This is a genomic window from Arthrobacter senegalensis, from assembly GCF_059091765.1.
In genome coordinates this window covers 368,624-381,311 of sequence record NZ_JBNHGZ010000004.1, presented here as the reverse complement: position 1 = coordinate 381,311, position 12,688 = coordinate 368,624, and the positions used below count along the sequence as shown (strand labels likewise).

Sequence of the window (12,688 nt, the reverse complement as noted above, 5' to 3'; positions counted from 1 at the left end):
CGCGCTGATCCTCGGATAACGAACTACATGCATGCATAAAACTGCTCCCCAGGAGTCGGAACTGAATTTCTCAGTCCAACTTCCGGGGAGCAGTTCACCGGTCGGGGCCCTCTGCCGTGCTCCCGGGCCGGACGTTCCGGAGCGGGATGCGAAGGCGGTGCCGGCATGAGAGGTCCGCTGGGACCGGGCCGGGCGGGGCGTTGGGGGACGAGCATGCCGCCTGGGCCCGCCAGGGGGCAGCACACGCGGCGGGGACACCCGGCTTGGGCGCAGCGGGCGGCGCCCTGAGGCCAGTGGGCAAACACGAGGGCGGCGCCCGCCCCAGGGGACAGGCGCCGCCGTCGCGGTGAGGTTGGGTCTCAGGCGGTGTCCGCGAGCGTGCCCAGGTAGAGCTGGATGACCTTCGGATCCTTCAGCAGTTCGCGGCCGGTTCCGGTGTAGGCGTCCTTGCCCTGGTCCAGGACGTAACCGCGGTCGCAGATCTGCAGGCAGCGGCGCGCGTTCTGTTCCACCATGATTACGGAAACACCGGCCCGGTTGATTTCGTGCACCCGCAGGAACGTCTCGTCCTGCTTGACCGGAGAGAGGCCGGCGGAAGGCTCGTCCAGGAGCAGCACCGCCGGGTCCATCATCAGGGCCCGTCCCATCGCCACCATTTGGCGTTCACCGCCGGAGAGCGAGCCCGCCCGCTGCGCACGGCGCTTGGCCAGTTCCGGGAAGATACCCGCCACGAACTCGAAGCGTTTCCTGAAGTCCTTGGGCCGTTGGAACATGCCCATTTCCATGTTTTCTTCGATGGTCAGCGTCGAAAAGACGTTGTTGTTCTGCGGGACGAACCCGATGCCGCGGCTGACGAGCTTGTTCGCTTTCAGCCCGGTCAGGTCCTGGCCGCGCACCACTACGGTGCCGGAATGGACCTTGACCAGGCCGAACATCGCCTTGAGCAGGGTTGACTTGCCGGCACCGTTCGGGCCGATGATGCCGATCAATTCGCCCTGGCGGGCCTCGATGCTGCAGCCGTTGAGGATATTGACGCCGGGCAGATAGCCGGCCACCAAATCCGTCACGGTGACCACCGGTTCCCCCGGCGCCACGGCTTGCGGGGTCGTTTCCATGCGGCGAGCATTCATGGCCGGTCCTTCCTTCTGGTTCCGCGGTCGGCGTTGCCTGCTTCGTCCGCGCTGGAATCCTGCTCGCTGATGTGGCGGCCCAGGACGCCCTCGGCATCCGTGCCTACGACCGACTCCGCGTCCTGCGCCAGCTCTTCCTCCAGCGCTTCGACGCCTTCGGCGTCGCCCAGGTCGACGTCGTGATGGGCGCCCAGGTACGCGTCGATCACAGCGGGATCCTTCATGACGACGCCGGGCGGACCTTCCGCCACGATCCGGCCTTCGGCCATGACCACCACCCAGTCGGCAATGTGGCGGACCATGTGCATGTCGTGTTCGACGAACAGCACGGTCATGCCCTCGGCCTTCAGGTTTCTGACATGCTCCAGCAGCGACTGCGTCAGGGCGGGATTGACGCCGGCCATCGGCTCATCGAGCATGACCAGCTTGGGCCGGACCATCAGGGCGCGGGCCATTTCCAGCAGCTTGCGCTGGCCACCCGAGAGCGATGCTGCGTAGTCGTCCCGTTTGGTGTCGAGCTTGAACTTGGCCAGCAAGACGTCGGCCTGATCCGTGATCTCCCGTTCCTTGGGCCCCCAGATGTTCTTGAAGAGGGCCTTGAAGAGGTTTTCGCCGGACTGCCCGGTGGCACCCAAGCGCATGTTCTCCATGACGGAGAGCTTTCCCATAACCTTGGTCAACTGGAATGTGCGCACCATGCCCATGCGGGCCACCTTGTAGGACGGCACACCGGCGAGGGAATGCCCCTCGAAGGACCACTCGCCGCTCTGGGGGATATCGAACCCGGTGAGCAAATTGAACAGGGTGGTCTTGCCCGCCCCGTTGGGTCCGATCAGCGCCGTAATTTGGTGCCGCGGGATCTCGAGATATTCCACGTCCACGGCGTTGACGCCGCCGAATTGCCGGGTCACGTTTTTGGCGACGAGGATGGGATCCCGTTTCCGGCAGCCCGGGCCCGGTTCGTCGGCAGCAATGGGACGCGTGTCCGTCATGTAGTCCGTGACCGGCTGGTCTGCCTGTTCCGGGACGGCGGTGGCCCCGGCAGCGGTGGTGCGGTCTTGTTCGCTCATGTGAATGCCAGTTCTTTCTTATTGCCCAGCACGCCTTGGGGCCTGAAGATCATCAGCAGCATCAAGGCGATGCCAACAAGGATGTAGCGGAGCTGTCCTGCCTGCGTGGTTGTCAGGAAGGTGATGTAGTCCGCCTCGATGGCACCGTAGAGCAGTCCCTGGGTCAGCGAGAGGACTACCCAGAAGAGCATGGCGCCGATAACCGGGCCGAGGACGGTGGCCATGCCGCCCAGCAGCACGCAGGTCCAGAGGAAAAACGTCAGCTCCGTCTGGTAGTTGGCTGGTTGCACCGCTCCGCGGGGAAGCGTGAACACCATGCCGGCCATTGTTCCGAACAGGCCTCCGATGATGAGGGCCTGCATCTTGTACGAGTACACGTTCTTGCCCAAGGCCCGCACCGCGTTCTCGTCCTCGCGGATGCCTTTCAGGATCCGGCCCCACGGGCTGCGCATCAGCAGGAACACCAGCAGGCAGCAGATGACCACCAGGCCCCAGCCGACGACGCGGATCCAGAGGCCGCGTTCGTTCAGGGTCACCAGGCCGAAATTGTAGGCGCCCTGCGGGAACGGGTTCAGGGCGAAGAACCCGCCTTCGAAGGCAGCCAGGCCGTTGGCCGAACCGGTGATGTCCGTCAGGTCGTTGGTGGTGACCACGTACCGGATGATCTCCGCCGCGGCGATCGTGACGATGGCCAGATAATCCGCCCGGAGCCGAAGCGTGGGGATGCCCAGCAGGAGCGCAAAAATCACCGAGCCGATCAGGGCTATCAAGACGCCGACAAAGAACGGCACGCCCCATTCGAGCGTGGGGATGGCGAAGCCGTAGGCACCGATAGCCATGAAACCGGCTTGGCCGAAGTTCAGCAGGCCGGAATAGCCGAAGTGGACGGCCAGCCCGAGTGCCGCCAGGGCGTAGGCGGCCGTCGTCGGGCTGATGATTTCGCCCAAGGCGTTGGTGAATATATTCAGGAAATCCATGGTGTTGCCTCCTAACCCACGCGCTCTCGACGGCCCAGGATGCCCTGTGGCCGGAACAGCAGGACGACGATCATGATCAGCAGGGCGCCCACGTATTTCAGGTCCGCTTCCAGCCAGAGCGTCGACAGTTCGACGAACATGCCGACGATCACCGAGCCGACCAGGGCGCCGAACACGGTGCCCAGGCCGCCGAGGATGACGCCGGCAAAGACGAGCAGCAGGATCTGCTGGCCCATGTTGAACGTGACGCCGGGGCGGTAATACGCCCAGAGGATGCCGCCCAGCGCGGCCAGCACCCCGCCGACCGTCCAGACGATGCGGATGACGCCGTCAACATCGATACCGGAGGCCGCCGCCAGCGCGGGGTTGTCCGCGACCGCCCGGGTGGCCTTGCCCAGCCGGGTCTTCAGCAACAGCATGGCAATCAGGATGATCACTATCAGGCTGACGATCAACGAGAGCAGCGTGTTGCGGCTGATCGAAATCTCGCCAAATTCCAGGATGGGGCTTCGGGCCTGCGGCAGCTGCTGCGTGGCGCCGCCGAAGTTGAACTGGATGACATAGCGGGCAGCCAGGGCCAGGCCGATGCTGATGATCATCATGGGGATCAGCCCGGTACCCCGATGACGCAGCGGCTTCCACAGCCAGGCGTCCTGTGCCCAGCCGAACGCGCCGCCCAGGACAATGGCCAACAGCATGGCCAGCCACACCGGAAGGCCGACAAGCGCGAAGCCGAACATCAGCACCGCGCCGGCGGTGACCATCTCGCCGTGCGCGAAGTTGGTGAGGCCGGTGGTGCCGTAGATAAGGGACAACCCCACCGAGGCCAGGGCCAGCAGCAGGCCGAAGCTCAGGCCCGCAATGAGACGCTCGACGAAGATCTCCCCGAAACCGGCGCCCTGGAGCACAATGCCTTCACCGAGCGGAAAGATGGCCGCGGCGTTGGAAGTGTTCGTGAAGGTGACTTCCCGCGGATTCGGCGTGCCTTCGGCGAGCTCCACTCCCTCCGGGAAGGTCGAGACGTCCACTTCGACTTGGTACGTTCCACGTTTCGGGACACCGATCGACCAAGACCCGTTTTCGCCGGTGGTCGCCTCGCCGGTGAATCCTTCGCCCGTCGCCGTGATCCGCACCCCCACGACGGGGCCGTCGGCATTGCGCAGGACGCCGCTGATCGTGTCGCGGAAGGGTTCCGCCGGCGCGGTCCCCGTCGTCGTCGCGCCGGGGGTCGGCTCAGGTGAGGTGGTCGAAGCCAGTGAGGGTGGCGCGGACAAGATAATGCCCGCGATGATCGCCAGTAAGGCGAGCAGTGTCCCCAATGGCCGAACGAGCTTCGGCATCGCGATCAAGATATGAACCTCCACAGTGGGGGGTGTGGTCCGCCGGATCACCGGCAGGCGCTGACAGCGTCTGTGACGGAAATCACGGACGTGTCGTTTATGTTACCTGCGTCACGGGCGGCGGGAAGGTGCGTTCTGTCGCGATCAGGTAACAACTGTGAAGCCGTCGTTTAGCATCGATGAAACGTATCGGCCTCTGGGAACAGGCGGGCTACCGGATGCCGGCAACCCCGCGGAAAACCAGAGGGGTCCCTGCGGGAAGCTTCAGGCAGGGCGCCCGGAAACGGCAGGAAGGGCCGCGGAATTGAAGGTAGAGATCTACAGGTAGAGCCCCGTGCCGCTGTCCGCTTCCTCGGGCTGGGAGACGGCATGGACGTCGCGCTCGCGGAGCAGGGTGTAGTCGGCGGCGTTGACTTCGACTTCCGCGCGGTCCTCGGGGTCGAAGAGCACGCGATCGCCGACCGCTACCTGGCGCACGTGCGGGCCGGCGGCGACTACCTCGGCCCACGCGAGGCGCTTGCCCATGACGGCGGTGGCCGGAATGACGATTCCCGAGGACGAACGGCGCTCGCTGCTGTCCTGGTCCGGAGCCACGAGGATGCGGTCATGAAGCATGCGCAGGGGCAGCTTGGCGCGGGCGGAGGAGCGGGGCGCGTTGGAAGGACTGCGGGACGTCACTCCAGCATTCTACCCGGGCAGGCGGGCCCGGCCGCGGGGCTGCAGGCGCGTCGGCCGCGATGCTGCCGCAGGGCGGCGCTGCTGCCGACGCAGGTTACTGCCCAGGAAGCCGGAGGGCGGCGCCGGGGCCCGACCCGGGTTCACCGGCCGGTCAAGGAATTTTCTGCCGTGTTGTTCGTTGGGATTGGTAGTCTAAGCAATAGCTCGCCCCCTGACGATGGAGGACAACAAGATGGCAATCGGAGGAAATCCGGTTTTCAACAACCCGAAGGCGTTCCGCGGCTCGCCCGCGGGCCCTGCCGGAGCCGGCTCCGCCGTGCTCGCCGGCCAGAGCCAGCTTTCCAGCCAGCAGCTGCAGGATCTGTACAACCAGCCGTCGGCGGGCCCCGCCCAGACCGGCCGGATGACCTATGACGACGTCATCCTCAAGACCCTGGCCTGCCTGTCCCTGGTGGTCGTCGGCGGTGCGATCGGCTGGATGTTCCCGATCCTGCTGATTCCGGGCATGATCGCCGGCCTGGTGCTCGGGCTGGTCAACGCCTTCAAGCGGGAACCGTCCAAGGGCCTCATCCTGGCCTATGCCGCCGCCGAGGGCCTGTTCGTCGGCGCCCTGTCCATGGTCATCGACTCGATGTACGCCGGCGTGGCCCCGCAGGCCGTGCTGGGCACCGTGTGCGTCTTCGCCGTCACGCTTGCCCTGTTCAAGAGCGGCAAGGTGCGCGCCACCCCCAAGGCCATGCGCTTCTTCATGATCGCGCTGATCGGCTACGCGCTCTTCTCCTTGGTCAACCTGGGCCTGATGTGGTTCGGCGTGCTGGACAACCAGTGGGGCATGCGCGGCGTTGAGATCATGGGCATCCCGCTGGGTGTCATCATCGGCCTGCTGGCCATCGGTCTGGCCGCGTTCTCCCTGATCGTGGACTTCACCTCGATCGAGCAGGGCGTCCGGCAGGGCGTGGACCGCAAGTACTCCTGGACCGCCGCCTTCGGCCTGACCGTGACCCTGGTCTGGCTCTACGTGGAGATCCTGCGCCTGCTCGCCATCCTCCGCGGCGACGAGTAAGCGGCACATCCTCACCCACCGACCCCGGCCAGTGCGCCGGGGTCGGCTGTTTAAGCGGCGACCCGCTACGGTGGAACCATGACGGGCCAGCGCAGCCGGGCAGCGACCGGCGAGCAGTTTGAACTGCGGCGTGCGGGATCGCGGGCCGTGGTCACCGAACTGGCGGGCTGCCTCCGGCTCTTCGAAAAACAGGGCGTGCAGCTGACCGAGACCTTCGGCGACGACCGCATCCCACCCTCGGCCTCGGGCATCCTGCTGGCGCCCTGGCCCAACCGGGTGGACGGAGGCCGTTGGGAACTCGACGGCGCCGTCCAGCAACTGGACATCACCGAACCGGGCCGCGGCCACGCCATCCACGGGCTGCTGCGCAACACCGGCTACCGGCTGGTCGACCGCAGCGGGTCAGCGGTAGTGCTGCAGGCAGAGATCTTCCCCCAGCACGGCTACCCCTTCCGGCTCAGCCACGTTGCCGAATACTCCCTGGACCAGGCCGGCGACCTGACCGTCCGGCAGGAACTGCAAAACCTGTCCGCGGCCGCCGCGCCGGTCGCACTCGGCGCGCATCCCTTCATCCGGCTCGGAGACGAACCCGCCGACCGGCTGACCTTGACCGTGCCGGCGGCGCGGTACTTTCCGACGGACCGGCAGACCATGATTCCGACGGCCGATGTGCCGGTTACCGGCCAGTGCGACCTGCGCGGCGGAAGCCGGCTGGCGGAGCTGGACCTCGATCACGGCTACACCGCCCTGTCCGCCGGCCCGGGTGGCCGCGCCGTGACCACCCTCGCCTCGGAGAGCGGGTCGGCGGTCGCGCTGTGGCAGGATGAAACCTTCCCCTACGTCCATGTCCTGGTGACCACAAAATATCCGGGCCGGGACCGCGCCGTCGCGGTGGAACCGATGACGGCACCCGCCAACAGCTTCAATTCCGGCCTGGGGCTTCAATGGCTGGAGCCCGGTGCAACGGTCGGCGGGAGCTGGGGCATTACGGCGCAGCTTCACTGAACACACGGCTGGGTCACAGTATGAAACTATTGGGTGTATGAACCGGTCCTTCCCCGAAAACCGTCCGCTGCCGGCCGGACGTTTGGCCGGAGTTGACGGCCAACACCACGTCCGCGAGGACGTTCCCTATGCGCTGCGGATCAGTGCGGCCTGGGCGTGGCGGGTGGGGTTGATCCTGGTGGTGGGCGGACTGCTGGTCTGGCTGCTCAGTTTCGTCTCGCTGCTGATCATCCCGTTGATGGTCGCGGCCCTGATCGCCGCCTTGATTTCCCCCGTCGTCCGGTTCCTGCTCAAGGCCAAGGTTCCCAAGAGCCTGGCCGTCGTCATCACCATCCTGGGCTTCCTGGGGCTTATTGGCGGGGCGCTCTCCCTGGTCGGCCGGCAGCTCTACATCGGCTTCAGCGAGCTGTGGGACCAGGTGATGCAAGGCATCGGCCAGGTCCAGGGCTGGCTGACGGACGGGCCGCTGCGCCTGACCAACGAACAACTCAACGACTACCTGAACGAAGGCCTGGACCAGCTGCAGAACAACAGCAGCGCGATCTTCTCCAGCGCCCTGAGCGTCGGGTCCACCGCCGGGCACCTGGTCACCGGACTGCTGCTGACCATCTTCGCGCTGATTTTCTTCCTCTACGACGGCGACCGGATCTGGCGTTTCATGGTCGGCCTGCTGCCCAAGAAGGCGAGGGCGGCCGGCTATGGCGCCGGCCGCCAGGGGTGGACCTCCATGGTCCACTACATCCGGGTCCAGATGTTCGTCGCTTTCGTCGACGCCGTCGGCATCGGCGCGGGCGCGGCCATCATCGGCGTGCCACTGGCACTTCCGCTGGGCGTCCTGGTATTCCTTGGCTCCTTCGTCCCGATCGTCGGCGCCCTGCTCACCGGGTTCGTCGCCGTCCTCCTGGCACTGGTGGCCAACGGCTGGGTCAACGCGCTGATCATGCTCGCCATCGTGCTGGGGGTTCAGCAGCTGGAGGGCCACGTGCTCCAGCCGCTGATCATGGGCAAGGCAGTCTCGCTGCATCCGCTGGCCGTCGTGCTGGCCGTGGCCGGCGGCTCGATGGTCGCGGGCGTCGCCGGCGCACTCTTTGCCGTCCCCCTGCTGGCGATCCTCAACGCGGTCGTGAAGTACATCGCCGCCCGCGGGTGGGAAACCGACCCGGCCCTGGGCGCGCCGCCACCGGTGGAAGAACCCTACCGGGCACCGGAACCGGCACTGGCTTCGCCGGGTCCCGGAAATCCGCCCGAGCCCTCAGACCGGGAACCCTCCCGCCGACGCCGCGTCCTGCTGCACAGAAAAGAGACCGACAAGTGACAGTCACCGCCCAGCTTCCCGTCACGCTCGACGATATCCAGGCCGCCCGGAAAACCCTCGACGGCATCATCGCCAAGACGCCGATCGAACAATCCCGCGCCCTGGGCCGGATGGTCGGCTCCGACGTGTTCTTCAAATGCGAGAACCTGCAGCGGGCCGGGTCGTTCAAGGTCCGGGGTGCCTACGTGCGGATGGCCGGGCTGTCCGATGCGGAGAAGGCACGCGGCGTCGTGGCTGCCTCCGCCGGCAACCACGCGCAAGGCGTGGCGGTGGCGGCGGCCCGCCTGGGCATCAAGGCCCGCATTTTCATGCCGCTCGGCGTCGCCCTGCCGAAGCTGGCGGCCACCCGGGGCCACGGCGCCGAAGTCGTGTTGCACGGCCACAATGTGGACGAGGCACTCGCCGAGGCGCAGCGCTACGCGGACGAGACCGGAGCGGTCTTCGTGCATCCGTTCGACAACCCGGACATCATCGCCGGGCAGGGCACGCTGGGGCTCGAGATCCTGGAGCAGGTCCCCAACGTCGAGACCATCGTCATGGGCGTCGGCGGCGGGGGACTGCTGGCGGGCGTCGCCACGGCCGTCAAGGCCAGGGCGAAAGAGCTGGGCCGCGAGATCAGGGTGATCGGCGTGCAGGCGGAGAATGCGGCCGCCTACCCTCCCTCCCTGGCCGCCGATGCGCTGGTGCCGCTGCAGAAGGTCTCCACCATGGCCGACGGCATCGCCGTCGGCCGCCCCGGGCAGTTGCCGTTCTCCATCATCCGTGAACTGGTCGACGACGTGGTCACGGTCAGCGAGGACGCCCTGGCCCGCGCACTGATCTTCCTGGTCGAACGGTCCAAGCTCGTGGTCGAACCCGCCGGTGCCGTCGGCGTCGCCGCGCTCATGGAGGGTGTCATCCCGGACCCGGGCACCACGGCGGTGATCCTCTCCGGAGGAAACATAGATCCCATGCTGATGCTGAAGGTGATCCAGCGGGGACTGTACGCTTCCGGCCGGTTCATGTCCGTGCGGATCATGCTCGACGACCGACCCGGCTCGCTGGCCACGATCTCGCGCATCATCGCCGAATCGGACGCCAACGTCACGCGCGTGGACCATACCCGCATCGGCGGGTCCATCAGCATGGGCGATGTTGCCATCACCATCGACATCGAGACAAAGGGCCACGAGCACTGCGAACTGGTGCTCGGCAGCCTCCGCGCCGCTGGCTTCCAGCCCATCGTCGTCCACTGACCGTGGCCGCCGGAAGCCGTGGACTGCGCCCCGCCCCGGCGCTGGCCGGTGCCGGGGCCCTGGCGGCACTGCTCTGGGTGGTCTTCCTGGTCAACATCTTCGCCGGCGGGTACTTCAGCCTGCTGCTGGGCATCGCGCCACGGCGGCTCGACGGGCTTGACGGTGTGGTGTTCGCGCCGCTGCTGCACGCCGACACCGGCCACCTGTTGAGCAACACGGTCCCGCTGCTGGTACTCGCGTTCCTGACGCTGCTGGAAGGAATCCGGCGGTTTTGCGTGGTGCTCGCCTGCAGCTGGCTGGCCTCCGGGCTAGGGGTCTGGCTGACCGGTGCGGGCCTGACCATCGGCGCCTCGGGCCTGGTCTTCGGGCTGTTGGCCTACTTGTTGGTACGTGGCTTCTACAATCACAGCTGGCGCCAGATCCTGCTGGCCGCGGTCATCTTTCTTTTCTACGGTTCGGTGTTGTGGGGAGTCCTGCCGACGGCGCTGCCCGGGATCTCCTGGCAGGCGCACCTGTTCGGGGCGGCCGGGGGAGTCGCCGCCGCCGTGCTGCTGCGCCGCAGGCGGGGCCTGCGCTGAACCCGTTCCCGGCGTGCACGGGCCGAAGCCTGCTGCCGCATACGCCGAAGGCGGGCTCCCGCAGGAGCCCGCCTTCGACGATGATGGTGCGTAATCAGCCGGCGTAAGGCTTGGCGGAAATGATCTCCACACTGATCTGCTTGCCGTTAGGCGCGGCATAGGTGGTGGATTCTCCCGCCCGCAGGCCGTGGATGGCCGCGCCCAGCGGAGACTTTTCGCTGTACACGTCCAGTTCGGATTCGCCGGCGACCTCGCGGCTGCCCAACAGGAAGCGCTCGGTGTCGCCTGCGATCTTCGCTTCGATGACCATGCCCGGCTCCACGATGCCGTCGTCGGCGGGTGCCTCGCCCACGTGGGCGTTGCGCAGCAAGTCGGTGAGCTGACGGATCCGGGCCTCGGCCTTGCCCTGTTCTTCCTTGGCGGCGTGGTAACCGCCGTTTTCCTTGAGATCCCCCTCCGAGCGGGCCTGTTCGATGCGGTCGACAATCTCTGCCCGGCCGGGGCCCGAAAGGTGATCCAGTTCAGCCTTCAGGCGGTCGTAGGCTTCCTGAGTGAGCCAGGCGACGGGTGCGCTGGAAGTGGACACGTAGTTCTCCTTAATTGCTGCCGGTACCGCTGGAGGCGGGCCGGCACGGTGGCTCTTTGCACAAAAGGCCGCCAAGGTGGCGGCCACTCCATGCAAAGACCCCGCCGTGAAGGTGAATCATTCGTTCTGGGAGTTCCCAGTTCACCGGGGGGCGGGGCAATGTATTTGCTCAATTGTAGTCAGCCGCCGCCGGTTTTCCCAATAACTCGATGGCAAAAGAACCGCGGCAGCCTGGAAAGGCACGCAGCGGGTGCGCCCGGCGGGAGGGTCAGCCGCCGGTGCCGGCGGGCCAGCAGCTGTCCACGCCGCCGGAAACGGCCAGGGATTCGGTCCGGAGCTGGACGCGGTGCGCCGTGGTCTGGGCGGTAGCCCCTTCGGCGGCGGGCCCGATCGTGGCGACCTTCCAGCCGACGACGGCGTAGTTCTCACTGAGGGCCTGAACGGCGCAATGGACGGTGGCCTCGGGATCCTTGGTGACCTGGAAGTCCACGGTGATGTGGCCGGCGTCGGCCACGGCAAAGCCAACGTCCTTGCTCTCGATCTGCGGCCCGTCCTGGCCCAGGGCAAAGAAACCGGCGCCGATGATGGCCACGCCCAAAGCCCCGCCGGCCAGTGCCAGTTTGCTGCGGCGGGACAGCGTCCGCCGCGGTGTGCCGTAACGTTCGGAAACCGTTAAGCTGGGGGGAGTCTGAGGGGTTCGGGGGCCGGAGGTGCTCACGCCCTCAAGTTTAGCTTCCCACCCACCCACGCAAGATTTCCCAGGAGCAGCCACGTGAGCTTCGATGCAGCCCAGCCGGCGCAGAGTGAGGGACTGCGCCTGCTGGCGGTCCACGCCCATCCGGACGACGAATCCAGCAAGGGCGCCGCGTCCATGGCGCGTTATGCCGCCGAAGGCGTCCAGGTGCTCGTCGCCACCTGCACCGGCGGTGAACGCGGAGACATCCTCAACGCGGAGGCCGCGTCCGATCCGCAGGCGCACCGGGACCTGGCCGGTTTGCGGCGGGTGGAGATGGCCCGGGCGGCGGCGGAGCTGGGCGTGCAGCATCGCTGGCTGGGGTTCGCAGATTCGGGCCTGCCGGAAGGGGATCCGCTGCCGCCGCTGCCGTTCGGCAGCTTCGCCACCCAGCCCCTCGAGCGGGCGGCGGCTCCGCTGGTGAGGCTGGTCCGCGAGTTCCGCCCGCATGTGGTGATCAGCTACGACGAGAACGGCGGCTACCCGCACCCGGACCACATCATGGCCCACAAGGTGGCGGTGGAGGCCTACCACGCTGCCGGTGATCCGGAGCGCTACCCGGACGCGGGCAGTCCCTGGGAGCCGCTCAAGCTCTACTATGACCGCGCGTTCAACCCGGAACGGTTCCGGGCACTGCACTACGCCCTGGAGGAAGCCGGGCTGCAGTCGCCCTACGCCGCACGCCTCGCGGCGTGGCTGGAGGCCGACGCCGAGGGGCATCAGCCGCCGATGCCGAACCACCGCACCACCACGCAGATCGACTGCGGCGACTTTTTCCGCCACCGCGACCGCGCGCTGCTGGCGCATCGAACCCAGGTGGAGCCCACCGGGTTCTTCTTCGCGGTCTCCGAGGAGATGCAGCGGACCGTCTGGCCGTGGGAGGATTTCTCGCTGATCCACGCCCGGGTGGAGACCAGCGTGCCGGAAACGGATTTTTTTGCGGGCATAAGATAGACCTTGCAGCCAACCAGCACCGGA

At 67.0% G+C, this 12,688-nt stretch carries 13 protein-coding genes; 6 read left to right on the top strand and 7 right to left on the bottom strand.

Features of this window, described 5'->3' with window-relative positions:
- Nucleotides 1–359: 359 nt before the first annotated feature.
- The 5 genes from AC5RVG_RS14575 to AC5RVG_RS14555 all read right to left on the bottom strand — a co-directional run bounded on the left by AC5RVG_RS14575 (nt 360) and on the right by AC5RVG_RS14555 (nt 5,132).
- On the bottom strand, nt 360–1,115 hold the full coding sequence (locus AC5RVG_RS14575) for an ABC transporter ATP-binding protein (protein ID WP_494014381.1): 756 nt from the start codon (nt 1,113–1,115) through the stop codon (nt 360–362).
- An 11-nt stretch (nt 1,116–1,126) separates the two neighbouring features.
- A complete protein-coding gene (locus AC5RVG_RS14570; RefSeq protein WP_494014394.1) occupies nt 1,127–2,122 on the bottom strand; it encodes an ABC transporter ATP-binding protein in 996 nt (331 codons plus the stop codon).
- Nucleotides 2,123–2,196: 74 nt separating this feature from the next.
- Nucleotides 2,197–3,177, bottom strand: a complete 981-nt coding sequence (locus tag AC5RVG_RS14565; protein ID WP_494001474.1) for a branched-chain amino acid ABC transporter permease — start codon at nt 3,175–3,177, stop codon at nt 2,197–2,199.
- Nucleotides 3,178–3,188: 11 nt separating this feature from the next.
- A complete protein-coding gene (locus tag AC5RVG_RS14560) occupies nt 3,189–4,517 on the bottom strand; it encodes a branched-chain amino acid ABC transporter permease (RefSeq protein ID WP_494014380.1) in 1,329 nt (442 codons plus the stop codon).
- A 318-nt stretch (nt 4,518–4,835) separates the two neighbouring features.
- The gene (locus AC5RVG_RS14555; RefSeq protein ID WP_493978707.1) at nt 4,836–5,132 is read right to left on the bottom strand and encodes a GroES family chaperonin; all 297 of its coding nucleotides are present in this window, start codon (nt 5,130–5,132) and stop codon (nt 4,836–4,838) included.
- 295 nt (nt 5,133–5,427) lie between these two features.
- Here AC5RVG_RS14555 and AC5RVG_RS14550 point away from each other — a divergent pair, with 295 nt between their 5' ends.
- The 5 genes from AC5RVG_RS14550 to AC5RVG_RS14530 all read left to right on the top strand — a co-directional run bounded on the left by AC5RVG_RS14550 (nt 5,428) and on the right by AC5RVG_RS14530 (nt 10,391).
- Nucleotides 5,428–6,258, top strand: a complete 831-nt coding sequence (locus AC5RVG_RS14550; protein WP_494014379.1) for a Bax inhibitor-1/YccA family protein — start codon at nt 5,428–5,430, stop codon at nt 6,256–6,258.
- A 78-nt stretch (nt 6,259–6,336) separates the two neighbouring features.
- Entirely contained in the window at nt 6,337–7,263 is a 927-nt protein-coding gene (locus AC5RVG_RS14545; RefSeq protein WP_494014378.1) for an aldose 1-epimerase family protein, read from the top strand.
- Between the two features lie 37 nt (nt 7,264–7,300).
- Nucleotides 7,301–8,578, top strand: coding sequence for an AI-2E family transporter (locus AC5RVG_RS14540; RefSeq protein WP_494001471.1), 1,278 nt, complete (start codon nt 7,301–7,303; stop codon nt 8,576–8,578).
- Nucleotides 8,575–9,813: a threonine ammonia-lyase gene (gene ilvA, locus AC5RVG_RS14535; RefSeq protein WP_494001470.1), complete on the top strand. Its 1,239-nt coding sequence runs from the start codon at nt 8,575–8,577 to the stop codon at nt 9,811–9,813. The genes AC5RVG_RS14540 and ilvA overlap by 4 nt, the downstream gene beginning before the upstream one ends.
- A 2-nt stretch (nt 9,814–9,815) precedes the next feature.
- Nucleotides 9,816–10,391, top strand: coding sequence for a rhomboid family intramembrane serine protease (locus AC5RVG_RS14530; protein WP_494014377.1), 576 nt, complete (start codon nt 9,816–9,818; stop codon nt 10,389–10,391).
- Nucleotides 10,392–10,485: 94 nt separating this feature from the next.
- On the opposite strand, the gene greA is transcribed toward AC5RVG_RS14530, so the two are convergent.
- Both greA and AC5RVG_RS14520 read right to left on the bottom strand, forming a co-directional pair.
- Nucleotides 10,486–10,977: a transcription elongation factor GreA gene (gene greA / locus AC5RVG_RS14525; RefSeq protein ID WP_494001468.1), complete on the bottom strand. Its 492-nt coding sequence runs from the start codon at nt 10,975–10,977 to the stop codon at nt 10,486–10,488.
- Between the two features lie 268 nt (nt 10,978–11,245).
- Nucleotides 11,246–11,695: a DUF4307 domain-containing protein gene (locus tag AC5RVG_RS14520; RefSeq protein WP_494014376.1), complete on the bottom strand. Its 450-nt coding sequence runs from the start codon at nt 11,693–11,695 to the stop codon at nt 11,246–11,248.
- A 54-nt stretch (nt 11,696–11,749) separates the two neighbouring features.
- Here AC5RVG_RS14520 and mca point away from each other — a divergent pair, with 54 nt between their 5' ends.
- Entirely contained in the window at nt 11,750–12,664 is a 915-nt protein-coding gene (gene mca / locus AC5RVG_RS14515; protein WP_494001466.1) for a mycothiol conjugate amidase Mca, read from the top strand.
- Nucleotides 12,665–12,688: the final 24 nt, after the last annotated feature.

What these genes read in the sequence shown, in the direction of transcription:
- AC5RVG_RS14570 (WP_494014394.1), bottom strand. Translation starts at nt 2,122, where the DNA reads ATGACGGACACGCGTCCCATTGCTGCCGACGAACCGGGCCCGGGCTGC.
- AC5RVG_RS14560 (WP_494014380.1), bottom strand. Translation starts at nt 4,517, where the DNA reads ATGCCGAAGCTCGTTCGGCCATTGGGGACACTGCTCGCCTTACTGGCG.
- AC5RVG_RS14575 (WP_494014381.1), bottom strand. Translation starts at nt 1,115, where the DNA reads ATGGAAACGACCCCGCAAGCCGTGGCGCCGGGGGAACCGGTGGTCACC.
- AC5RVG_RS14555 (WP_493978707.1), bottom strand. Translation starts at nt 5,132, where the DNA reads ATGCTTCATGACCGCATCCTCGTGGCTCCGGACCAGGACAGCAGCGAG.
- AC5RVG_RS14565 (WP_494001474.1), bottom strand. Translation starts at nt 3,177, where the DNA reads ATGGATTTCCTGAATATATTCACCAACGCCTTGGGCGAAATCATCAGC.
- AC5RVG_RS14540 (WP_494001471.1), top strand. Translation starts at nt 7,301, where the DNA reads ATGAACCGGTCCTTCCCCGAAAACCGTCCGCTGCCGGCCGGACGTTTG.
- AC5RVG_RS14545 (WP_494014378.1), top strand. Translation starts at nt 6,337, where the DNA reads ATGACGGGCCAGCGCAGCCGGGCAGCGACCGGCGAGCAGTTTGAACTG.
- AC5RVG_RS14550 (WP_494014379.1), top strand. Translation starts at nt 5,428, where the DNA reads ATGGCAATCGGAGGAAATCCGGTTTTCAACAACCCGAAGGCGTTCCGC.